Source organism: Burkholderia sp. B10 (assembly GCF_004368385.1).
Taxonomy (GTDB): Bacteria; Pseudomonadota; Gammaproteobacteria; order Burkholderiales; family Burkholderiaceae; genus Burkholderia; species Burkholderia vietnamiensis.
Genome location: NZ_PQMX01000026.1, coordinates 16,255 through 37,756 on the forward strand (window position 1 = coordinate 16,255; position 21,502 = coordinate 37,756).

The following is a 21,502-nucleotide window of genomic DNA, read 5'->3' on the forward strand; positions in this document are numbered from 1 at the left end:
TCACGCTCCATGACGCGGATCGAAGACGTCGCGCAGCCCGTCGCCGAGCAGGTTGAACGCTAGGCTCACCAGCAGGATCGCCGCGCCGGGCAGCGTCGCGACCCACCACGCGTCGAGCAGCACGTTGCGGCCCGACGCGACCATGAAGCCCCATTCGGGGCTCGGCGGCTGCGCGCCGAGGCCGAGGAAGCCGAGGCCCGCGACGGTCAGGATGATGCCGGCCATGTCGAGCGTCGCGCGCACGATCACCGACGACATGCACAGCGGGACGATGTAGCGCAGCAGGATGCGCGGCCCCGACGCGCCTTGCAGTCGCGCCGCATGAATGTAGTCGGCCTGCGCGATGCGGATCGTCTCGGCGCGCGCGAGCCGCGCGTATGCGGGCCACGCGGTGATCGAAATCGCGACCACCGCGTTGATCACGCCGGGCCCGAGCGCGGCCGCGAACGCGAGCGCGAGCACGATCTTCGGGAACGCGAGCGCGATGTCGGTGATGCGCATCAGCACGCTGTCGACGAAGCCGCCGCAATAGCCGGCCGTGGTGCCGATCAGCAGGCCGATCGGCACCACGATCACGACCACCAGCAGCGCGATGCCGAGCGTGATGCGCGAGCCGCCGATCAGCCGCGACAGGATGTCCCGGCCGAGCTGGTCGGTGCCGAGCCAGTGCGATGGCGAGCCGGGCGGCAGCAGCCGGTCGGACAGCACCTGACGCAGCGGATCGTGCGGCATGATCAGCGGCCCGACGATCGCGACCGCGATCAGCGCGACCAGGATCGCGAGCCCGAACAGGTTCAGCGGATTGGTGGCGAAGCGGCGCCAGCGACGGTACGCGAGGCCGAACGCGGCCTGCGAACGCGACGCGGGGGCGTCGGAAAGAAGCCACGCACGCAGCGTGGGACGCTCGATGTTCATGGGCGGACGATCTTCGGCAGGAAGGGAAGGGCAGCGCAGCAGGAAGCGGTCATGGCGAAGCGGCCCTCAGCGCGCACGCGGATCGAACACGCGATACAGCGCGTCGGTCAGCAGGTTGACGGTGATGAACATCGCGCCGATCACGAGCGTCGCGCCGAGCACCGCGCTCATGTCGGCATTCAGCAGCGCGCCGGTCAGGTACGAGCCGAGGCCCGGCCACGCGAACACGATCTCGGTCAGCACCGAGCCCTCGAGCAGGTTGCTGTAGGTCAGCGCGATCACGGTGAGCAGCGGCACCGCGATGTTGCCGAACGCGTGCCGCCAGATCACGCGCCGCTCCGACAGCCCCTTCGCGCGCGCGGTGACGATGTATTCCTGGCTCAGCTGGTCGAGCATGAACGAGCGCGTCATCCGGCTCAGATACGCGACCGAGTAATAGCCGAGGATCGCGGCCGGCAGCGCGATGTGCGACACCGCGTTGCGGAACACGTCCCATTCGCCCGCGAGCGCCGAGTCGATCAGCAGGCTGCCGGTGCGCGGGTCGACCATGCCGTCGTACACGGGATCGAGCCGGCCGGGGCCGGCCACCCAGTGCAGCCGCGCATAGAACAGCAGCAGCCCCATCAGCCCGAGCCAGAACACCGGCACCGAGTTGCCGATCAACCCGACGAAGCGCGCGATGTGGTCGACCGGCCGGTTGTGCCGGACCGCGGCCACGACGCCGAGCGGCACACCGAGCACGATGCCGATCAACGTCACGATGGTCGCGAGCTCGAGCGTCGCGGGGAACACGCGGCGGATGTCGTCGAGCACGGGGTTCGACGTCAGCAGCGAGATCCCGAGATTGCCGTGCAGCACGTCGCGCACGTAGATCAGGAACTGCGTCGCGAGCGGCTTGTCGAGGCCGAGCGCGATGCGCTCGGCCGCGTAAGCGTCGGCCGACGCGCGATCGCCGAGGATCGCGAGCACGGGGTCGATCGGCACCTTGCGCCCGATCACGAACGTCAGCGCGAGCAGCCCCGCGAACGTGACGGCGAGCGTGAGCGCCCAGCGCAGCACGCGCAGCGCCCAGCGTACGGCCGGGCGCCGCGCGGGCAGCGTGCGCAGCGCTTCGAGGGAGGAGACGGGAGTCGACATGCGGCGAGTGTTATTGCTTCTTCAGGTTACGGTACGACACGAGATCGTTGATCGGCCCGACTTCGAGCCCGCTCACGCCCGGCCGCGTCGCGACCTGCGCGACCTTCTCGAACATGATCACGAACGGCGAGCGCGCGAGCATCGCCTTCTGCATCGCCTGATAGCGCTGCGCGCGTTGCGCGGCAGTGGGTTCGGCGAGCGCGGCGTCGGTGTCCTTCGTCAGTTGAGGAATGTCCCAGCTGTTGCGCCAGGCGAGCATTTTATAGCTCGACTTGTCGGAGTTGTCGGGGTTCCAGGCGAAACCCTGCGCGTTGCTGTGCGGATCGATGTAGTCGGCTGACCATTCGCCGATGTAGATGTCGTGCTGGCGTGCGCGGTACTTCGCGAGCGTCTGCTTGTTGTCGCCCGGAATCAGCTGCACCTTGACGCCCGCCTGCGCGAAGTTGGCCTGCACGGCCTGCGCGATCTCGGTGTACGGATAGTCGTTGCGCACGTCCATCGTCACCGAGAAGCCGTTCGGCACGCCGGCCTTCGCGAGCAGCGTCTTCGCCTTCGCGACGTCGAGCTTGTACGGGTTCGAATTGAGCGTGCCGAGGAAGCCTTCCGGCAGGAAGGTCTGGTGCACCTTGTAGGTCGTCTTGACGACGTTGGCCTGGATGCCGGAATAGTCGACCAGCCATTTCAGCGCTTCCTGCACCTCCGGCTTCGCGAGCGTCGGGTTCTTCGTGTTCAGGCCCAGATACAGCAGCGTCGCCTGCGGCGAGGCCGCGACCTTTGCCTTGCCCGACTTCACGACCGACGCGAGATCGTCGGGGCTCAGGTCGCGCGCCGCATCGACGTCGCCGTTCTCCAGCAGCAGGCGCTGGCTCGCCGCCTCCGGCACGTGGCGCAGGACGATGCGCTTCATCGCGAGCGGCAGCCGGTAGCCGTCGAAGCGTTGCAGCACGATGCTGTCGCCAGCCGTCCACTTGACGAGCCGGTATGCGCCGGAGCCGGCCTCGTTGGTCTTCAGCCACGCGTTGCCGAAGTCGTTGCCCTGCTGGTGCGACAGCAGCAGCTTGCGGTCCAGCACCGACGCCGGCCACGAGCCGAGCACGTTCAGCACGAAGGTCGGCGCGTATTTCTGGTCGGTCGTGATCGACACCGTCTGGTCGTCGAGCTTCTTCACGTTCGCCGCGACGTTCGCCTTCGTGAGGCCGATGCCGGTGAGCACGGCCGCCGGCCCCTTGTCGAGCAGCACCGTGCGCTGGATCGACCACGCGACGTCGTCGGCGGTCAGCGGATTGCCCGAGTGGAACTTCAGGCCCGTGCGCAGCTTGAACGTATAGGTCAGCCCGTCGGCGCTGACCGTCCACGATTGCGCGACGTCGCCGTTGAATTTCGACGGGTCGCGCAGGTCGACGCGCACCAGGCGATCGTAGGTGTTCGCCACGTATTCCTCGGGCACCAGCTCGTAGATCTCGCCGGGGTCGAGCGTCGTGAATTCGTCGAGCAGCGTCGCCATCACGAACATGTCCTTCGGCGTGGCCGCGTGCGCGGCGCGAAGCGGAACGGCGGCGAGAACGGACGCGGCGGCGAGCGCCGCGACGAGCCGGGAGATCGGGAGTTTCATGGGCGCTTCTCCATCTTTCGTTGAAGTCGTTGAAGTCGTTGCACGTGCATCGAAACGGCGGCGTGCCTCGCCGCTACATCAGTTGCCACGGGCCGCTCGCGGCGTTGTCGATCTGCGGCAACGCGCGTGAGCCGGGCAATTCGTAATGCCACCACTCGCTGTCGATATGCGCGAAGCCGGCCGCGTGCATCACGCCGAGCAGCAGCAGCCGGTTACGCTGCACGTGCTCGGGCAGCCCCGCATGGAAGTGGCCCGACGCGGCCACCATCTCGTCGAAGCCGGTGCCCATGTCGAGCGGCGCGCCGTCCGCGCCGACCAGCGTCAGGTCGAGCGCGGTGCCGCGGCTGTGGTTCGAGCCGCGGCCGAGGTCGGCGACGAAGTTCGGATCGGGCAGGAAATCCCACAACACCTGCTGCGCCTGCGGCGGCCGATACGCGTCGTAGATGCGCAGCGTGAAGCCGGCCTGCGCGGCGACGTCGATCGCGCGACGCAGCGCGGCTTCCGCCGGTTCGAGCAGCAGGCAGTGCGTGTGGCGGTAGATCGGCTTGCCGGTCAGGTTGCGCGCGCTCGCGTAGACGAGATCGATCTCGACGCGATGCGTGGCGGGGGTGATTTCGACGAGGCGGTGAGGGTTCATCGGCGGTCCGGTTTGCTCAGGATTCGAATTGGTCGAACGTGCGCTGCAACTCGCGGTTGCGCGCGACGCGCCGGTCGATCGCCGGACCGAGGCGATCGACCACCGCGGTGATCAGCAGGTTGAACAGGCAGGTGAGCGGCGCGAGCGAATCCCAGAACTGGCCGACGTCGGTCTTCACCTGCAGCAGGTCGGCCGGCCATTCGCGCGCCCACGGGCAATACAGGTCGGTGACCAGCGCGAACGGCTGGCCGCGCTCGGCGGCTGCCTGGCAATAGCGGCGCGCGCTGCGCGAATACGCGCGCGTGTCGGTGACGATGCAGTACGGCCGCTCGAATTCGGAGTTCAGCGAATCGACGTACGAGCCCGACTGGCCGTCGGAATAGAACACGCGCGGGCGCAGGTACTCGAGGTAGCTGCTGAATGCGTTGCTGATGCCGCGCGTCGACTGGATGCCGAGGATGAATACGGCATCGGCATCGGCGATGCGGTTCGCGACCTGCGCGAACACCGGTTCTTCGGCAAGCCGGTACACGTGGCGGATCGCGTCGAGCTCGCGCTCGAGCGACGCGGCGAGCGGGCTGCCGCTGTGATCGCCGTCGCGCGCGTCGGCGGTCGTCGTAGGCGCGGCGGCGGCGCGGCGGTACTCGTCGAGGCGGTCGGTGATCATCCATGGGCGATCGTTGCCGCCGCCGCGCAGTTCGCGTTTCAGGTCGTCGAGGTTCCGGTAGCCGATGCTGCGCAGGAAGCGCCCGACCGAGATGCCGCTGGTGCCGGTCTGCTGCGCGATCTGGTCGGCGGTTTCGAGGCCGAGCCGGTCGAGGTTCGCGAGCATGTAGCTGGCGATGCGTTTCGCGGTCGGCGTCAGCTCGGCAAAGTGCGCTTCGACGGTGTGGGCGAACGTGCAGGTCATCGGCTGTTAGATCGTTGTCATTTGACGATTCGGTGTCATCTATCTGACAAAGCCAAAATCATCGGCGCCAGCGAATAAAAACTATGGGATGACGATTGGCGATAGGGATTTGGCGTACGCGCAACGGCTGGCAGCAACGCGCTGTACGGTGAAAATATTCCTGACAGGGATATTGTGTGTTTATGTCTATCAGAGATAATTTGCGTTTATGCCTGTCAGAGATATACTGCAACGATTGCATCGAGGACGCCCGCCGTGAATCTGATCGTCAATACCGCTGCTCAACTGGGCGAAATCCTGTCGTCCGCGCGTCAGGCCAAGGGGCTGACGCAAGCCGAGGCGGCGGCACGCATCGGCGTCGGCCAATCGCGCCTGTCGTCGCTGGAAACGATCCGCACCGAAAGCCTGTCGCTCAAGCAGTTGCTCGAACTGACCGCGCTGTACGGTCTCGAGCTCAGCATCCGCACGAAGGACGGGCGCGACGCTGCCGACGTCGAGTGGTAATCGATGGGACGCAAATCGCGCAGCCGCGCGCTATCGATCTGGGCCAACGGCGTGCGGGTCGGAATCTGGCGGATTCCCGCGCGCGGCGACATGGAACTGCTGTACGACGCCGGCTGGAAACAGTCGGATGCCGGCCGCCCGCTGTCGCTGTCGCTGCCGTTCGGCATCGGCGCTGCGCCATTGCGCGGCGAACGCGTGAATCACTATTTCGACAATCTGCTGCCCGACAGCGACGCGATTCGGCGCCGGCTTGCGTCGCGGTTCGGCACGGCGACGACCGAGCCCTTCGATCTGCTCGCCGCACTCGGCCGGGACTGCGTCGGCGCGGTGCAGTTGCTCGGCGAGGATGAAACGCCGAGCGGCCATGACCGGATCGACGGTACGCCGTTGTCCGACGACGACGTGGTGCGCGTGCTCGATCAGGCGAGCGGGGCGGCGGGCGGTGCGCAGGACGACGACGACTTCCGCCTGTCGCTGGCCGGCGCGCAGGAAAAGACCGCGCTGCTGTTTCACGACGGGCGCTGGATGCGCCCGCATGGCTCGACGCCGACCACGCATATCCTCAAGTTGCCGCTCGGGCTGGTCGGCAACAAGCGTGCGGATCTGACGACATCCGTCGAAAACGAGTGGCTGTGCCTTGCGATCCTGCGCGCGTTCGGCCTGCCGACGGCGCATGCCGACATCCTGCGTTTCGGCGCACACAAGGTGCTGTCGGTCGCGCGCTTCGATCGCGCGCTGCATCGTGACGGCGGATGGCTGTTGCGCTTGCCGCAAGAGGATTTTTGCCAGGCGCTCGGCGTGCCGCCGCATCTGAAATACGAATCGCAGGGCGGCCCCGGCGTGCCCGATCTGGCCGGCATCCTGCGCCGGTCGGAAACGGCGCAGGCCGACCTCGACACGCTGTTTACCGCGCTGGTGGTGTTCTGGATGCTCGCCGCGCCGGACGGGCATGCAAAGAACTTCAGCCTGCGCCTGCTGCCGGGCGGCCGCTTCCGGCTGACGCCGCTCTACGACGTGATGTCGATCTGGCCGGTCGAGGGGGACGGCGCGAACCAGTGGTCGTGGCACAAGGCGAAGCTCGCGATGGCCGTGCACGGCAAGCGCAAGCACTACGCGATGCGCGACATCACGCGTCGGCACTTCACTGCGATGGCGGAGTATTGCCTGCTCGGCGATATCGCCACGCCGATCGTCGAACGACTCGTAGCGATGACGCCGCACGTGATCGAATCGGTCGGCGCGGCGCTGCCGGCCGGGTTTCCGGCGCGGATCGCCGAACGCATCCTCGGCGGATTGCGCTTCGCTGCGCAACGACTTGCCGACCTGCCGCGGGAGTGACCCGGCCGCCGTCCGGACTCGGCAGCTGAAAGCCGGCGCATTCGCACTTTCGCGTTCCCGTCGATGGCATCGAGCCGCCATCGCGCGGCGCGCATCCCGCTATCTTCTCCTCGACATTCATCGGCTGCTGCATCGCAATAATTACAAAATTAAAGTCGATCAGTTTTATTCATTAATTAAGCTTAATAATTCATTTAATTTTTAGATGAATATGGATTTAACTTGCGTCACGGGATGTTCGATTTTCGATGATTCGAAAACGGCCGGTATTCCGTAATGGGAATTCTCTCGAATGTAAAAATGAAGAGGAAATCATGACGAATCTTTCTCGACGCAGAATGTTGACGAGTACGGTCGGCGCAATTGCCGCCGCGGGCATTGCGGTAACGGCGAAGGCCGCTTCGTTCGGTAACCCGGACAGCCCGCCGGAAGGCGCGGTGAATGCCCGCAACCGCCAGAGCCTGTCCGACCCGGGGCCTAAAAATCCGGCCATCGCCAATCAATTCCCGTCTTTTCAGGATCCGCCGGCCACCGATATCAACGGGATGCCGCTATTCTGGGCGTCTTTCAATAATGCCCATAAACGCATTCAGAATGGCGGATGGGCGCGCGAAGTGACGCAGGACGATTTCGCGATTTCCGAAACCATTTCCGGCGTCAATATGCGGCTGACGCGCGGCGGCATTCGCGAGATGCACTGGCACCAGCAGGCCGAGTGGGCCATCATGCTCGACGGCCGTTGCCGGATCACGGTGCTCGACGAGTTCGGACGGCCGTCGGTGCAGGACGTCAAGACCGGCGATCTGTGGTATTTCCCGCCCGGCCTGCCGCATTCGCTGCAGGGCCTCGGCAGCGACGGCGCCGAATTCCTGCTCGCCTTCGATAACGGTCGCGCGTCGGAATTCAACACGCTGTTGCTGACCGACTGGATCGCGCATACGCCGCCCGACGTGCTCGCGCTGAACTTCGGCGTGCCGGCCGACGCGTTCAAAAACGTGCCGCTCGACAACCTGTGGATCTTCCAGGGCGACGAACCGGGTCCGCTCGCGGACGCCCAGCGCGCGGCGGCCGCGTTGGCCGGTGCGCCGCCGCATCCGTTCGTCTTTTCGCTCGGCGACATGAAGCCGGTCAGGAAGACGCGCGGCGGCGAAGTGCGGATCGCGGACAGCACCAACTTCAACGTGTCGACGACCGTCGCGGCGGCGCTCGTCACCGTGCACCCGGGCGGCATGCGCGAGCTGCACTGGCACCCGAACGCCGACGAATGGCAGTACTACCTGCGGGGCGAAGCGCGGATGACCGTGTTCGACACGGGGCCGAAGGCGCAGACGGCCGACTTCCGCGCGGGCGACGTCGGCTATGTGAAGAAGAGCCTCGGTCACTACGTGCAGAACACCGGCCGCACCGACCTCGTGTTCCTCGAGATCTTCAAGGCCGACCGCTATGCAGAGGTGTCGTTATCCGACTGGCTCGCGCACACGCCGCCGCAGCTCGTCGAAGCGCACCTGAACATCGCGCCGGACGTGATCGCGCAGTTCCCGCGCAATCGCCCCGACGTCGTGCCGCTGTAACGCCGCCAGCGTCCTGCCGTGGCCGGCATGCGGCTTGCTGGCCTGGCGGGCCGAACCCCGAATCGGTCCACTTCATTCGAACGGAATACTCACCATGATTCCTGTCCCGAGCAAAACCGTCGGCGGCTTCGCGCTGAACGGCCGGTCCGCCGAGCCCAGCGACGGCGCGGCGCGCGCCGCGCTGGAAGGGCGCCGCACCGGCGTCGCCGCGCTGCTGCCGTTCGTCGGCCCGGCCGTGATCGCGTCGATCGGCTACATGGACCCCGGCAACTTCGCGACCAACATCCAGGCCGGCGCCGCGTACGGCTACCGGCTGCTCTGGGTCGTGCTGGCCGCGAACGCGATTGCGATGCTGTTCCAGGCGATGTCGGCGAAGCTCGGCATCGTGACCGGCCGCAATCTCGCCGAGCTGTGCCGCGAGCGCTTCCCGGCGCCCGTCGTGTGGGGCATGTGGATCGCGTCGGAGATCGCCGCGATGGCGACCGATCTCGCCGAATTCCTCGGCGGCGCGCTCGCGTTCGGGCTGTTGTGCCACCTGTCGCTGTTCGCGGGGATGATCGCGACCGCGTTCGCAACCTGCGCGATCCTGGCGCTCGAAAAACGCGGCTTCCGGCCGCTGGAGGCCGCGATCGCGACGCTGGTCGGCGTGATCGGCGCGTGCTATCTCGGCGAACTGCTGATCGCGCCGCAGGACTGGCAGGCAGCCGCGTTCCATCTGGTGGTCCCGCAGATTCCGGACCATGCGGCGCTGACGATCGCAGTCGGCATCATCGGCGCGACGATCATGCCGCACACGCTGTATCTGCATTCGGGGCTCACGCAGGATCGCGCAGCGCCGCGCAACGACGCAGAGCGGCGGCGGCTCGTGCGTTTCTCGAACCGCGAGGTCGTGATCGCGCTGGGGCTCGCCGGGTTCGTGAATCTCGCGATGGTGATGATGGCGTCGTCGGCGTTTCACGCGATCGCGCCGGGCATGACCGACATCGGCGACGCCTATCACACGCTGATCCCGGTGCTCGGGCCGGCGGCCGGCGCGCTGTTTCTCGTCGCGCTGCTGACCTCCGGTGTGTCGAGCTCGGTGGTCGGCACGATGGCCGGGCAGGTCGTGATGCAGGGCTTCATCCGCCGCCGCATGTCGATCTGGCTGCGGCGCGCGGTGACGATCGCCCCCGCGTTCGCGGTGGTCGCGCTCGGCTGCGACGTCACGCGCGCGATGGTGGTCAGTCAGGTCGTACTGAGCTTCGTGCTGCCGATGCCGATGATCGCGCTGCTGATGCTGTCGGCGCGCACCGACGTGATGGGCGCTTACGCGATGCGGATGCCGCTGCGGATCGTCGCCGGCGCGGCGACGGTCGTGATCGTCGGGCTGAACGCGTACCTGGTATGGGCGGCATTCAATTGAACGCGATACGGGCGGGCAGCTTGCTGCTGCAGGTCCGGCGCTGCGCGGGCACGGCACGCGCATTTCGCACCACGCGCGGTCGTTGTCGTCGATCACTACGCACGCCGCGTGCCCGCTCCAATGCGTGTGCTCGTCCCGCAACGCGTACCCGGCGTGGTATCCGCGCGATGCCGGTCGTTGAAGATCGCCGCCGCGCGCCGCGCGACGATTACCCGCGCGGCGACGTGGCCGCGCCGGCGGCGACGATTACTTCGCGAGCGTCCGGTACGACACGAGGTCGTTGATCGGCCCGATCTCCGGCCCCGTCGTGCCGGGACGCGTCGCGACCTGCACGACCTTCTCGAACATGATGATGAACGGGGAGTTCGCGAGCACCGCCTTCTGCAGCGCTTCGTAGCGCTGCGCGCGCTTCGCCGGCGACGGCTCCACCAGCGCGGCCTCGGTGTCCTTCGTGAGCTGCGGGATGTCCCAGCTGTTGCGCCACGCGAGCATCTTCGTCTTCGACTGGTCCGAGTTGTCCGGATTCCACGCGAAGCCGCGCGCGTTGCTGTTCGGGTCCATGTAGTCGGGCGACCATTCGCCGATGAAGATGTCGTGCTGGCGTGCGCGGTACTTGCCGATCGCCTGCTTCGCGTCGCCCGGGATCAGCTTCACGCGGATGCCGGCCTGCGCGAAATTCGCCTGCAGCGCCTGCGCGATCTCGATGTACGGGTAATCGTTCGGCATGTCCATCGTCACGTCGAAGCCGTTCGGCAATCCGGCCTTCGCGAGCAGCGCCTTCGCTTTCACGACGTCGAGCTTGTACGGGTTCGATTTCAGCGTGCCGAGGAAGCCTTCCGGCAGGAAGGTCTGGTGGACCTTGTAGGTGGTGCTGACGATGTTGCGCTGAATGCCGTCGTAATCGACGAGCCACTTCATCGCCTGCTGAACGTCGGGCTTCGCGAGGTTCGGGTTCTTCGTGTTCAGGCTCACGTACAGCAGCGCCGACACCGGCCACGACGCGATCCGGATCTTGCCGGCCTTGCTCAATGCGGCGAGGCTGTCGGGGCTCAGGTTGCGCGCGGCGTCGACGTCGCCGTTTTCGAGCAGCAGCCGCTGCGCGGACGCCTCCGGCACGTGGCGCAGCACGATGCGCTTCATCGGATACGGCGTGCGGTACTTGTCGAAACGTTGCAGCACGATGCTCTCGTTCGGCGTCCACTTGACGAGCTGGTACGGCCCGGAGCCCGCATCGTTGGTCCTCAGCCAGCCGCTGCCGAAGTCGTTGCCCTGCTGATGCGACATCAGCAGCTTCTTGTCGAGCACCGACGCCGGGCACGCGCTGAGCACGTTCAGCACGAAGCTCGGTGCGTATTTGCGGTCGGTTTCGAGCACGAAGGTTTGCGGATCGACCGCGCGCACCTTCTGCATCACGTTCGCCTTCGTCAGGCCGAGATCGGCGAGCACGCCGGCCGGGCCCTTGTCGAGCAGCACCGTGCGTTGCAGCGACCACGCGACGTCGTCGGCGCTGACCGGGTTGCCCGAATGGAACGCGACGCCGGGCCGCAGCTTGAACGTGTAGGTCACGCCGTCGGCGCCGACCGTCCACGATTGCGCGATTTGCCCGTCGAAGCGCGTCGGATCCTTCAGGTCGACCCGCACGAGCCGCTCGTAGGTGTTCGCGACGTACTCGGACGGCACCAGCTCGTAGATTTCGCTCGGATCGAGCGTCGTGAATTCGCCGAGCTGGGTGGCGACGACGAAGATGCCGGGCGGCGTCGCGGCCTGCGCCGGCAACGCCGGAACGAGTGCGACGAGCGCGGCGCTGACGAACAGGCGGGACAGCAGATGCTTCATGCGGGCTCCGTGGAAAGGCAATCGTGGTGCGATTCTCTCATCGACGCCGGCCCGGATGAAAATATTCGGCGGTGCGGGCGGACGCTTGCCGCCCGCGCGGCGCTCAGATCGCGCAGCGCGCGATCGCGAAGCGCATCGCTTCCTCCGCCGGCTCGCTGCCCGAGCCGCGCACGACCTTGATCACCGAGCCGTTGGCCGACGGCGTCAGCGTGACGAAGTAGGAGCGCGACCCGACGGTGATGTCGGTCACGCCGTTGTGCTGCGACCGCTCGGTGTCGGACAGGCGGTTGTCGAGGCAGCTCGCGATCGCATAGGCCGGGCGCGCCGACGACACGTAGATCATCGGCGCCGAGCCGGACGAAGCGGAGTCGGACGACGGCGCGGAGCCGCAGGCGGCGAGCAGGGCGGCGGGAAGGAGCAGCAGGAATCGTTTCATGGTCGGGATCGTCGTGCAGGTCGTGTCGGGGCCGGCGAGCGGGGGACGCGAAACGGGCGGCTTCGCGACGAAACCGCCGGCATCGCGCCGACGGTGACGGTCGACACGGCAGGCGGCTGGATTGACGTCGGAGTATACCTGCGGCATACGACGCGAGTTGACTGCTGAAACGATTCGATACAACCGGCGCGGCCGCATCACGTGAGCCGATACGACGGCCCTGGCGTCAGCTCGTCCGGCAGCGGCTCCTGATTCAGCTCGAGCAACGAGCGCTCGATCGTGCGCGCGATCGCATCGAGTGCCAGATGGTTCGGGCCGTCGCCGAACGGCTCGGCGATCGCATGAGCGATCGCGTCGAGCGCGATCAGCGTATAGGCGACGAACACGGTGACGAACGGCGTCGCCGCGCCGATCGAGTCGACCAGACCGAACGGCAGCAGCGCGCAGTACGCATAGATGGTCCGATGCAGCAGCACGTCGTAGGAGAACGGGATCGGCGTCGACGCGATGCGCTCGCAGCCGCTCACCATCGCCACCAGTTCGTCGAGCCGCGCATCGAGCATCCACAGCCGCGTCTCGGCGAGCTTGCCCGCGTCCGCCCGCGCGGCGAACGCGCCGCGCAGTTCATGCACGAGCGCGACCGGCCCGAAGCGCGCGGCGGCGATGCGCGCGCAGGCTTCGTCGTCGAGCCGCGCACGCAGGTCGGCGGCCGGATCGGTGCCGCGCAGCTGATGCTTGAGCGCATAGACGAACGCGACGACCTTGCGCACGAACGCGTGGCGCGCGCCCGCGTCGTCGCCGATCGCGCCGTAGCAGAGCGCCTGCGACACCAGTGTGCGCGTGGCGGTCAGCATGCCGCCCCACAGTTGCCGCCCTTCGCGGTAGCGTTCGTAGCTCGCGTTGTTGCGGAACCCGGCGAAGATCGCGAGCGTGAGGCCGATCAGCGTGAACGGCGTCGGATTCAGCGGCACCTTCTCGCCGAGCACGCGGCCGCCGCCCCACACCGCGACGAGGCTGATCGCGAGCGTCAGCACCAGTTGCGGCAGGATCGTCGGCAGCACCGAGCCGTTCCAGACGAGCAGCATCCGCAGCCAGTGTTCGCGCGGGCGAATGATCATCGCGGCGCTCCGTCAGGCGGCGGCCGCCGCCGGCGCCGCCGCGCGATGCAGCAGCACGGGCACCGACTTCGACGTCGGCGTGTTGCAGACGTCGCCGACGCTGTCGAGCGGCACCAGCGGGTTCGTTTCCGGGTAGTACGCGCCGATGCAGCCGCGCGGGATGTCGTATTCGACCAGCAGGAAGCCGTCGGCGCGGCGCACGATGCCGTCGTGCCAGACGGTCTCCATGTCGACCCATTCGCCGGCCTGCAGCCCGAGCATCGCGAGGTCGTCGCGGTTGACGAACACCACGCGGCGCTGGCCGTATACGCCGCGATAGCGGTCGTCGAGCCCGTAGACGGTCGTGTTGTACTGATCGTGCGAGCGCGTCGTCATCAGCGTCATCAGGCGTTCGCCGTGCAGCGCGCGGGCGCGCTGGATCGGCGTGTCGGCCGGCAGCGCGTGCGCGATGAAGTTCGCCTTGCCGGTCGGCGTCAGCCATTCGCGATCGCGCGACGCGACGCGCAGGTGGAAGCCGCCCGGCCGCGCGATGCGCGCGTTGTAATCGTGGAAGCCGTCGAAGGTCGCCTCGATCGCGTCGCGGATCTTCGCGTAGTCGTCCTTGTACGCGAGCCAGTCGATCGTGCCGCTGCCGAACAGCGCATGACCGAGGTGCGCGACGATCGCCGGCTCCGACATCAGGTTCGCCGAGGCCGGCTGGTTCATCCCGTACGACACGTGCACCATGCTCATCGAATCCTCGACCGTCACGCCTTGCGCTACGCCGTCCTGCAGGTCGATCTCGGTGCGGCCGAGCGTCGGCAGGATCAGCGCGTCGCGGCCGTGGATCAGGTGGCTGCGGTTCAGCTTCGTCGTGATGTGCACGGTCAGGTCGCAGCGGCGCATGCCTTCCCACGTGCGCGGCGTGTCGGGCGTCGCCATCGCGAAGTTGCCGCCGAGGCCGATCAGCACCTTCACGCGGCCGTCGCGCATCGCTTCGATCGTCTCGACGACGTCGTAGCCGTGCGCGCGCGGCGGCGCGAAGTCGAACACTTTGCCGAGCCGGTCGAGGAACGCCTGGGTCGGCTTTTCCTCGATGCCGACCGTGCGGTTGCCCTGCACGTTCGAATGGCCGCGCACCGGGCACAGGCCCGCGCCCGGCCGGCCGATGTTGCCGCGCATCAGCATCAGGTTGGTCAGCATCTGCACGGTCGCGACCGAGTGCTTGTGCTGCGTGATGCCCATTCCCCACGTCGCGATCACCCGTTCGCTGCGCGCGTAGCGCTGCGCGAGCGCGTCGATCTGCTCGTACGGCACGCCGCTTTCGGCGCTCAGCGCGGCCCAGCTTTCGTCGCGCAGATCGGCGGCGAACGCGTCGAAGCCGGCCGTGTGCGTGTCGATGAATGCGGTGTCGAGCACGCGCGGCGTACCGGCGGCGCGTGCGGCGTCGTCGAGTTCGAGCACGCGCTTCGCGATGCCCTTGAGCAGCGCGAAATCGCCGCCGATGGTCGGCTGGATGAACGTCGAGGCGATCTTCGTGCCCGACATCGTCAGCATTTCGAGCGGGCTTTGCGGATCGGCGAAGCGCTCGAGGCCGCGCTCCTTCAGCGGGTTGATCGACACGATGGTCGCGCCGCGCTTCGCGCATTCGCGCAGCTCGCCCAGCATGCGCGGATGATTGGTCGCCGGGTTCTGGCCGAAGATCAGCAGCAGGTCCGCATGCTCGAAATCGTCGAGCGTGACGGTGCCCTTGCCGACGCCGACCGACGCCGGCAGCCCGCGGCTCGTCGCCTCGTGGCACATGTTCGAGCAATCGGGGAAGTTGTTGGTGCCGTACCGCCGTACCAGCAGCTGATACAGGAACGCGGCCTCGTTGCTCGCGCGCCCGGACGTGTAGAACGCGGCCTGGTTTGGGTCCGGCAGCGCGCGCAGGTGGCGCGCGATCAGCGCGAACGCGTCGTCCCAGGCGATCGGCACGTAATGATCGGTCTGCGCGTCGTACACCATTGGATCGGTCAGCCGGCCGTGCTGCTCGAGCTCGAAATCGGATTGCTCGAGCAGTTCGGTGACCGTGTGCGCGGCGAAGAACGCGGGCGTCACGCGCTTGCTGGTCGCTTCGGCGGCGACCGCCTTCACGCCGTTCTCGCAGAATTCGAACGTCGACGCGTGCTGGCGGTCCGGCCACGCGCAGCCGGGGCAGTCGAAGCCGTCCGGCTGGTTCTGGCGCAGCAGCGTGCGGTAGTTGCCGCCGGCGACCTTCTCCTTGATCAGGTTGATCGTGACGGCTTTCAGCGCGCCCCAGCCGGCGGCCGGGTGCGTATATGGTTCGATGCGCGCGGTGGCGGTTTTCTTTTTCATGATGCGTGTGTCGGGGTTGGTGCGTGCAGGGTACGCGCGGCGCCGTGACCGCTGTGTGTACACCTTCTCATATCAAAAAAGAGTACAGTTGCGGCCATTCGGGCCGTACGAGTCATTCGGGCCCGCGACGGCATCGTTGAAGGGAAGCTGAAAGGAGCGCGCGTGAAGCGATACGAACGACTCGCCGACGATCTCCAGGCGCAGATCGAGCGCGGCGTGTACCGGCCCGGCGAGCGCATTCCGTCGGTGCGGCAGGCGAGCCGGCAGCAACAGCTCAGCGTGACGACCGTGCTGCGCGCGTACCTCGTGCTGGAAAGCCGCGGGCTGATCGAAAGCCGGCCGCAGTCGGGCTATTTCGTGCGCGCGCGGGCCGCCGCGCCGGCCGACGCCGAGTTGCACGTGTCGACGCCGGCCGCCGAGCCGTCGGCCGTCGACGTGAGCCGGCTCGTGCTGTCGACGCTGCGCTCGATCGCGCGCGACGACGCCGTGCCGCTCGGCTCACCGTATCCCGACGCGTCGCATTTCCCGGTGCAGCGTCTCGCGCGCTACGCCCAGGCGATCGGGCGGCGCCGCACGCGCTGGGGCGTGATCGACGACTTGCCGCCCGGCAACCAGGAGCTGATCCGCCACATCGCGCGGCGCTATGCGGAGCGCGGCGTCGCGGTCGAGCCCGGCGAGATCGTGGTGACGATCGGCGCGACCGAAGCGATCAACCTGTGCCTGCAGGCCGTCGCGAAGCCGGGCGACACGATCGCGGTGGAGTCGCCGACCTTTTACGCGATGCTGCATGCGATCGAGCGGATGGGGATGCGCGCGCTCGAAGTGCCGACGCACCCGGGCGACGGCATCGATCTCGATGCGCTCGCACGGATCCTGGCGAGCGAGCGCATCGCCGCGTGCATGGTGATGCCGAATTTCCAGAATCCGCTCGGCTTCGAGATGTCCGACGCGCGCAAGCGCGCACTCGTCGAGCTGCTCGCGCAGCACGGCGTGCCGGCGATCGAGAACGACGTCTATCACGAGCTGCATTTCGGCGATACGACGCCGAGCGCGCTGAAGTCGTACGATCGCGACGGGCTCGTATTGCATTGCGCGTCGTTCACGAAGAGCCTGTCGCCGCGCTACCGGATCGGCTGGGCGATGCCGGGCCGCTATCGTGACCAGGTCGAGAAGCTCAAATTCCTGAACACGCTCGCGACGCCCGCCATCGAGCAACTCGCGATTGCCGAATACCTGAAGTACGACGGCTACGATTTCCATCTGCGGCGCATGCGCAAGCAGTATGCGCAGCAGGCGAGCGTGATGAGCGCGATGGTGCGGCGCTTCTTCCCCGAGGGCACGCGGCTGTCGCAACCGCGCGGCGGCTACGTGCTGTGGGTCGAGCTGGCGCCACAGGTCGACGCGATGAAGCTGTATGCGCTCGCGCTCGCGCAGCGCATCACGGTCGGGCCCGGCCATATGTTCTCGGCGAGCGGCAATTACCGGCACTTCATCCGGCTCAACTACAGCTACCCGTGGTCGCGGCAGATCGAGGAGGCGTTGAAGGTGCTCGGCCGGCTTGCGGCCGAATGCGCGGTGCGGTGAGCGGCGGGATGAGCGCGCGCTGTGCCGCGCCGCGCGATGGCGGGCGGCGGCCCGTTGCCGGCCGCTGCGTCGAACCTCAGCGCGTGCCGCCGGGCGGCCGTTCGCCCGCACCGCTTGCCCGCAGCGGCAGCCGCAGCGCCGTCGCGAAGCTCGCCGCATGCAATGCGCACAACAGGCCGAAGGCCCACGCGTACGCGACGCTCGGCGAGCCGCTCGTCGCCGTCTCGACGTGCAGCCGCCACGCGAGAAACAGCGTACAGAGCGTCGTGAAGGTCGGCCCGCCGAGGCGCTGCACGATATTCAGCGACGTCGTCGCCATCGGCAGGCTGCGCCGTTCGACCGACGCATACGCGGCGGAAATCGACGGCGTGCCGATCGCGCTCTGACCCATCCCGCGCAGAAACAGCGCGGGCATCAGCACGTCGCGATCGAAGCCGTGCAACGCGAGGTACGCGAACGGCAGCGTCGCGATCAGCGCGAGCAGCGCGCCGGCGGCGGCGACCCGCCGCACGCCGAACCGGCTCGTCAGCGCGCCCATCGACGGATAGGTGACGAGCATGCCGAGCCCGAGCGGTGCGAGCAGCCAACCGATCTCGCCGGGCGAGCGGCCGCACGCCTGGATCAGAAACACCGGAATCAACATCTGGCCCGCGTAGACCGCGCCGTTCGACAGGAACTGGGTGGCGGCGGCCGCGCCGAACACGCGCGAGCGAAACAGCGCGACGTCGATCAGCGCCCGTTCGCGCAGGCGCCGCTCGACACGCAGGAACGCGGCGAGCAGCAGCATCGCGGCCGCGACGGCGGCGATGCCGGGCGCCGCTTCGATCCGCTGCGCGCCGTACAGGAACAGCACGAGCGCCGGCGACAGCAGCGCGAGGCCGACCCAGTCGAGCGCGCGGCGCTGCGTCTCGTCGCGGTCGGCGGGCAGCAACCAGACGGCGAGCCCGAGCGCGAGCACGCCGACCGGCAGGTTCACGAGAAACAGCCAGCGCCACGAGGCGTGCTGCAGGACCGCGCCGGCGACGACCGGGCCGAGGAGCGGTGCGAGCAGAACCGGCACCGCCGCATAGCCGATCACGCGCGCCATCTGCTGGCCGGCCGCGCGCGCGATCATCATTTGCGCCATCGGCGCGAGCAGCCCGCCGCTGACGCCCTGCAGCACGCGGAACGCGATCAGCGACGCCGCCGACCACGCGAGCCCGCACAGCGCCGACGTCAACATGAACGCGGAGAAACACCACAGGTACAGCGCCTTCGCGCCGATGCGCCCGACCAGCCAGCCGTTCAGCGGCAACACCAGCGTGAGCGCGAGCAGGTAGCCGCTCGTCACCCATTGGATCGTCGACAGGCTCGCGTGCAGGTCGGTCGCGAGGCTCGACAGCGAGACGTTGACGATCGTCGCGTCGAGCTGCGACAGCAGCGCGCCGAGCGTCGCGACCGCGCTGACTTTCCAGACCGTCGGATCGAGCGGGGCGGCCGGGCGGTTCTCCACCGGCTGCGCGTGTCGCTCGCTCACGCGTCGCGGCGCGCGAGCAGCGCGACGATGTCGCGCGTCGAACCCGTTTCGCCGAGGCGCGGAAACACCCGTTCGACGCTGTTCGCGTGCGCGTCGGCGCTGAGGTCGGTCATCGCGTCGACGGCGAGCGTCACGTTGTAGCCGAGGTCGTATGCCTGCCGCGCAGTCGATTCGACGCCGATGCTGGTCGCGATCCCGGCGAGCACGATCTGCGTGACGCCGGCGGCTTTCAGGTACGCGTCGAGATCGGTCGCGGTAAACGCGCCCCAGGTGTGCTTCGTCACGACATGGTCGCCCGGCTGACGGTCGAGCTCGGGCAGCAGTTCGGTCCAGTCGGGTGGCAGCGCCGCGGTGCGCGGCGGTTGTTGCGTGCGGCCCGGTGCGCCGCCCGCGACGTTGACGAGCACGACCGGCAGGCCGCGGCCGCGGAACGCGTCGAGCAGTTCGCGCGCGTGCGCGATCACCGTGGCGCTCGGATGGCAGGCCGGCAGCGCGACGATGCCTTTTTGCAGATCGATGACGACGAGCGCCGTGTTCGGGTCGAGCCGGGTCGTGCTCATGGTGTCGATGCTCCGTGAAGGGGACGATGGAACGCATGCGCGCGACGGCCGCGCGGCATGCGGGCGGCGGTCATTGCTCGCCGAGACGCCGGATCAGCGCGATCGCGTCGGCGAGCGTGCGCATTTCGTCAGGTTCGAGCTTGCCGATCGCGGCGCCGAGCCACGCGTGCTTCGCCGCGTTGCGCTTGCGCCGCGCTTCGCGGCCGGCCGCGGTCAGCAGGAACAGGATTTGTCGGCCGTCGGTCGGATGCGGCTCGCGTTCGACGAGCCCGTCTTCCTCGAGGCTCGCGAGGATCGCCTTCATCGACTGCGGCTTCATGGCCTCGGCGCGCGCGAGCTCGGCGGTCGTCATCGGGCCCTGTCGTTCGAGCCGCGCGAGCGCGCTCGTCTGCGACATGCCGAGCCCTTCGGAGTCGATTTCGGAGCGCAAACGGCGGATCAACTGGCCGACCGCGAGCGTCAGGTCGGTGGCGACGGTGTCGGCGGTAACGCCGGGTGTGCGTGGCGGATTCATGCGGCCAAGCATAGAACACGACAGGCTAACTTGCAAGTTTGACTGTCGATATGGGGCGGCATGCGGCTACGAGTTGAGGCAAACGAGAGGGCGTCGCGTCGCGGCTTTGAATCGGCGAGACGCGCCGCTACCCGCCCGCGGGCGGCGCAACGGGCACGACGTCGGGGTACTTCGGCGATGCATGCTCGTGGAGCAGGTCACCGAGATATTGGGCGAGTTCATCTGCCGCGAGCGTCGCCGGAATCTGCAGGCCGGCCGACCTGCGCTTGCCGTCGGCGCCGAGATCGAACACGCGCCAGCCGTCGCCTGTGCGGACGACGGCAAGCAGGCGGCCGAACGCGTTGAACCGGTACTCATGCTCCATCGCATCGCTCCTGCGCCGGAAGAGCGGCGCTTACTGAATCGAGCAGCTCAGCCAGCGATGGATTTTCAGCGCATCGCTGGACACGCCCGCGCGCGTCGGCGCGCCGAGCAGCACGATGGTTTCGCGGCGCCCGTGCACGCGCGTGCGCATCACGACGCCATGCCCCGATTCGTTGATGAAGCCGGTTTTCTGCAAACGGATCGGCAGCCGGCCGTAGCGCACCAGCGGATCGGAATTCACGTACAGCAGCTCGCCGTCGCCGGCTTCGATGGTCGTCGACGTGTCGGTCGAGAAATAGCGGATCAGCGGGTCGTGCGCGGCGGCGCCGACGAGCCGCGCGAGATCCTCGGCGGTCGATACGTTGTGCGGCGACAGTCCGGTCGGTTCGCGGAAATGCGTCGCGCGCATGCCGAGCTGGCGCGCTTTGCGGTTCATCGCGCCGACGAAGGCGGCGCGGCCGCCCGGATAATCGCGGCTCAGCGCGGCGGCCGCGCGGTTTTCCGACGACATCAGCGCGATATGAAACATCTGCCGGCGCGACAGTTCGGCGCCGACCGGCAGCCGCGAGCCGGTGAACTTGATCGTGTCGCGATCGCGTGTCGTGACGCGCAGCACGCCGTTCAGCGGCCGGTCGGCATCGCGGGCGACGAGCGCGGTCATCAGCTTCGAGATCGATGCGATCGGCCGCACCGTGCGCGCGTTGCGCGCGAGCAGCGGCGTGCCGGAGTCGACATCGACGACGTACGCGGCGCGCGAGTGCAGTGTGCGCACGGCGCGCGGCGTGTAGCCGCAGCTTGCGAGCAGGCGTGGCGGTTCGATGCGACGCGGGCGGTTCGCGTTCGTGCGGGGCTTGCGATGCGTGCCTTTGGCGCGGCGATGCTGCGGCGCGGGCGCCGCGTGATGCTTGACCGGATGGTGCGTGACGCGCGGCCGGCGGTGCTTGATGGCCTTGTGCGCGCGATGCGCGGCCTTGCTCTTGACGACTTTGGGATGCGCGTGCGTCGACGCGGTCCGATGCGCGTTCGCGGCCGACGCATTGGCCGCGAACGCGAGCGTCACGAACGACAGCGCGATGATCAGAGGGGTGCGGGCGCGGCGCAGGCGCGCGATGAGGCCGATCAAGCGAAGTACTCCTTCTCGCGTGCGCGACGGCAGCGCGAAACACGTGGACAGTGGACGGGAGCGGGAAATTATACGGTCGATCGCAGGGC

19 protein-coding genes are annotated in these 21,502 nt (G+C 67.9%); 5 read left to right on the forward strand and 14 right to left on the reverse strand.

The features are described 5' to 3' along the window. The 5 genes from nikC to C3Y15_RS15305 all read right to left on the reverse strand — a co-directional run bounded on the left by nikC (nt 1) and on the right by C3Y15_RS15305 (nt 5,211). A complete protein-coding gene (gene nikC, locus C3Y15_RS15285; RefSeq protein ID WP_011882392.1) occupies nt 1-915 on the reverse strand; it encodes a nickel transporter permease in 915 nt (304 codons plus the stop codon). A gap of 66 nt (nt 916-981) precedes the next feature. Further along, the gene (locus C3Y15_RS15290; RefSeq protein WP_069246469.1) at nt 982-2,052 is read right to left on the reverse strand and encodes an ABC transporter permease; all 1,071 of its coding nucleotides are present in this window, start codon (nt 2,050-2,052) and stop codon (nt 982-984) included. Nucleotides 2,053-2,062: 10 nt separating this feature from the next. Beyond that, on the reverse strand, nt 2,063-3,664 hold the full coding sequence (locus tag C3Y15_RS15295) for an ABC transporter substrate-binding protein (protein WP_059568404.1): 1,602 nt from the start codon (nt 3,662-3,664) through the stop codon (nt 2,063-2,065). Between the two features lie 73 nt (nt 3,665-3,737). Beyond that, nucleotides 3,738-4,301, reverse strand: coding sequence for a D-alanyl-D-alanine dipeptidase (gene ddpX, locus C3Y15_RS15300; protein ID WP_014724757.1), 564 nt, complete (start codon nt 4,299-4,301; stop codon nt 3,738-3,740). Nucleotides 4,302-4,317: 16 nt separating this feature from the next. Beyond that, nucleotides 4,318-5,211, reverse strand: a complete 894-nt coding sequence (locus tag C3Y15_RS15305) for a MurR/RpiR family transcriptional regulator (RefSeq protein WP_069240285.1) — start codon at nt 5,209-5,211, stop codon at nt 4,318-4,320. Between the two features lie 255 nt (nt 5,212-5,466). Here C3Y15_RS15305 and C3Y15_RS15310 point away from each other — a divergent pair, with 255 nt between their 5' ends. The 4 genes from C3Y15_RS15310 (at nt 5,467) to C3Y15_RS15325 (ending at nt 10,026) form a co-directional block, all read left to right on the forward strand. Then, on the forward strand, nt 5,467-5,715 hold the full coding sequence (locus C3Y15_RS15310) for a helix-turn-helix transcriptional regulator (RefSeq protein ID WP_059453648.1): 249 nt from the start codon (nt 5,467-5,469) through the stop codon (nt 5,713-5,715). A gap of 3 nt (nt 5,716-5,718) precedes the next feature. Next, nucleotides 5,719-7,053, forward strand: coding sequence for a type II toxin-antitoxin system HipA family toxin (locus tag C3Y15_RS15315; protein ID WP_059568403.1), 1,335 nt, complete (start codon nt 5,719-5,721; stop codon nt 7,051-7,053). Between the two features lie 314 nt (nt 7,054-7,367). Then, the gene (locus C3Y15_RS15320) at nt 7,368-8,624 is read left to right on the forward strand and encodes an oxalate decarboxylase family bicupin (protein WP_059474850.1); all 1,257 of its coding nucleotides are present in this window, start codon (nt 7,368-7,370) and stop codon (nt 8,622-8,624) included. Between the two features lie 94 nt (nt 8,625-8,718). Beyond that, nucleotides 8,719-10,026 carry an Nramp family divalent metal transporter gene (locus tag C3Y15_RS15325; protein ID WP_069246470.1) on the forward strand — a complete coding sequence of 436 codons (1,308 nt, stop codon included), beginning with the start codon at nt 8,719-8,721 and terminating at the stop codon, nt 10,024-10,026. Nucleotides 10,027-10,272: 246 nt separating this feature from the next. Here C3Y15_RS15325 and C3Y15_RS15330 read toward each other — a convergent pair whose 3' ends face one another. The 4 genes from C3Y15_RS15330 to C3Y15_RS15345 all read right to left on the reverse strand — a co-directional run bounded on the left by C3Y15_RS15330 (nt 10,273) and on the right by C3Y15_RS15345 (nt 15,753). Next, complete coding sequence (locus tag C3Y15_RS15330; RefSeq protein ID WP_059560571.1) at nt 10,273-11,862, reverse strand: ABC transporter substrate-binding protein; 1,590 nt, start codon at nt 11,860-11,862, stop codon at nt 10,273-10,275. Between the two features lie 103 nt (nt 11,863-11,965). Next, complete coding sequence (locus tag C3Y15_RS15335; protein ID WP_011882382.1) at nt 11,966-12,298, reverse strand: hypothetical protein; 333 nt, start codon at nt 12,296-12,298, stop codon at nt 11,966-11,968. Nucleotides 12,299-12,495: 197 nt separating this feature from the next. Continuing rightward, a complete protein-coding gene (locus C3Y15_RS15340) occupies nt 12,496-13,416 on the reverse strand; it encodes a bestrophin family ion channel (RefSeq protein WP_069246471.1) in 921 nt (306 codons plus the stop codon). A 12-nt stretch (nt 13,417-13,428) separates the two neighbouring features. Next, nucleotides 13,429-15,753: an FdhF/YdeP family oxidoreductase gene (locus tag C3Y15_RS15345; RefSeq protein ID WP_034195138.1), complete on the reverse strand. Its 2,325-nt coding sequence runs from the start codon at nt 15,751-15,753 to the stop codon at nt 13,429-13,431. 162 nt (nt 15,754-15,915) lie between these two features. On the opposite strand from C3Y15_RS15345, the gene C3Y15_RS15350 reads away from it, so the two are divergent. Beyond that, the gene (locus C3Y15_RS15350) at nt 15,916-17,337 is read left to right on the forward strand and encodes a PLP-dependent aminotransferase family protein (protein WP_014724765.1); all 1,422 of its coding nucleotides are present in this window, start codon (nt 15,916-15,918) and stop codon (nt 17,335-17,337) included. Nucleotides 17,338-17,413: 76 nt separating this feature from the next. On the opposite strand, the gene C3Y15_RS15355 is transcribed toward C3Y15_RS15350, so the two are convergent. The 5 genes from C3Y15_RS15355 to C3Y15_RS15375 all read right to left on the reverse strand — a co-directional run bounded on the left by C3Y15_RS15355 (nt 17,414) and on the right by C3Y15_RS15375 (nt 21,413). Beyond that, nucleotides 17,414-18,853 (reverse strand): DHA2 family efflux MFS transporter permease subunit, encoded by a 1,440-nt coding sequence (locus C3Y15_RS15355; protein WP_034195136.1) that lies wholly within the window; start codon nt 18,851-18,853, stop codon nt 17,414-17,416. Beyond that, a complete protein-coding gene (locus C3Y15_RS15360) occupies nt 18,850-19,413 on the reverse strand; it encodes an isochorismatase family protein (RefSeq protein ID WP_011882377.1) in 564 nt (187 codons plus the stop codon). The genes C3Y15_RS15355 and C3Y15_RS15360 overlap by 4 nt, the downstream gene beginning before the upstream one ends. A 70-nt stretch (nt 19,414-19,483) precedes the next feature. After that, nucleotides 19,484-19,939 (reverse strand): MarR family transcriptional regulator, encoded by a 456-nt coding sequence (locus tag C3Y15_RS15365; RefSeq protein ID WP_046426380.1) that lies wholly within the window; start codon nt 19,937-19,939, stop codon nt 19,484-19,486. A gap of 115 nt (nt 19,940-20,054) precedes the next feature. Then, nucleotides 20,055-20,291 carry a hypothetical protein gene (locus C3Y15_RS15370; protein WP_046426382.1) on the reverse strand — a complete coding sequence of 79 codons (237 nt, stop codon included), beginning with the start codon at nt 20,289-20,291 and terminating at the stop codon, nt 20,055-20,057. A gap of 30 nt (nt 20,292-20,321) precedes the next feature. Beyond that, the gene (locus tag C3Y15_RS15375) at nt 20,322-21,413 is read right to left on the reverse strand and encodes a serine hydrolase (protein WP_069246472.1); all 1,092 of its coding nucleotides are present in this window, start codon (nt 21,411-21,413) and stop codon (nt 20,322-20,324) included. Nucleotides 21,414-21,502: the final 89 nt, after the last annotated feature.

Excerpts from the sequence above, each read along its gene's own strand:
- nikC (WP_011882392.1), bottom strand. The coding sequence starts at position 915 with ATGAACATCGAGCGTCCCACGCTGCGTGCGTGGCTTCTTTCCGACGCC.
- C3Y15_RS15290 (WP_069246469.1), bottom strand. The coding sequence starts at position 2,052 with ATGTCGACTCCCGTCTCCTCCCTCGAAGCGCTGCGCACGCTGCCCGCG.
- C3Y15_RS15295 (WP_059568404.1), bottom strand. The coding sequence starts at position 3,664 with ATGAAACTCCCGATCTCCCGGCTCGTCGCGGCGCTCGCCGCCGCGTCC.
- ddpX (WP_014724757.1), bottom strand. The coding sequence starts at position 4,301 with ATGAACCCTCACCGCCTCGTCGAAATCACCCCCGCCACGCATCGCGTC.
- C3Y15_RS15305 (WP_069240285.1), bottom strand. The coding sequence starts at position 5,211 with ATGACCTGCACGTTCGCCCACACCGTCGAAGCGCACTTTGCCGAGCTG.
- C3Y15_RS15315 (WP_059568403.1), top strand. The coding sequence starts at position 5,719 with ATGGGACGCAAATCGCGCAGCCGCGCGCTATCGATCTGGGCCAACGGC.
- C3Y15_RS15320 (WP_059474850.1), top strand. The coding sequence starts at position 7,368 with ATGACGAATCTTTCTCGACGCAGAATGTTGACGAGTACGGTCGGCGCA.
- C3Y15_RS15325 (WP_069246470.1), top strand. The coding sequence starts at position 8,719 with ATGATTCCTGTCCCGAGCAAAACCGTCGGCGGCTTCGCGCTGAACGGC.
- C3Y15_RS15330 (WP_059560571.1), bottom strand. The coding sequence starts at position 11,862 with ATGAAGCATCTGCTGTCCCGCCTGTTCGTCAGCGCCGCGCTCGTCGCA.
- C3Y15_RS15335 (WP_011882382.1), bottom strand. The coding sequence starts at position 12,298 with ATGAAACGATTCCTGCTGCTCCTTCCCGCCGCCCTGCTCGCCGCCTGC.
- C3Y15_RS15340 (WP_069246471.1), bottom strand. The coding sequence starts at position 13,416 with ATGATCATTCGCCCGCGCGAACACTGGCTGCGGATGCTGCTCGTCTGG.
- C3Y15_RS15345 (WP_034195138.1), bottom strand. The coding sequence starts at position 15,753 with ATGAAAAAGAAAACCGCCACCGCGCGCATCGAACCATATACGCACCCG.
- C3Y15_RS15360 (WP_011882377.1), bottom strand. The coding sequence starts at position 19,413 with ATGAGCACGACCCGGCTCGACCCGAACACGGCGCTCGTCGTCATCGAT.
- C3Y15_RS15365 (WP_046426380.1), bottom strand. The coding sequence starts at position 19,939 with ATGCTTGGCCGCATGAATCCGCCACGCACACCCGGCGTTACCGCCGAC.
- C3Y15_RS15370 (WP_046426382.1), bottom strand. The coding sequence starts at position 20,291 with ATGGAGCATGAGTACCGGTTCAACGCGTTCGGCCGCCTGCTTGCCGTC.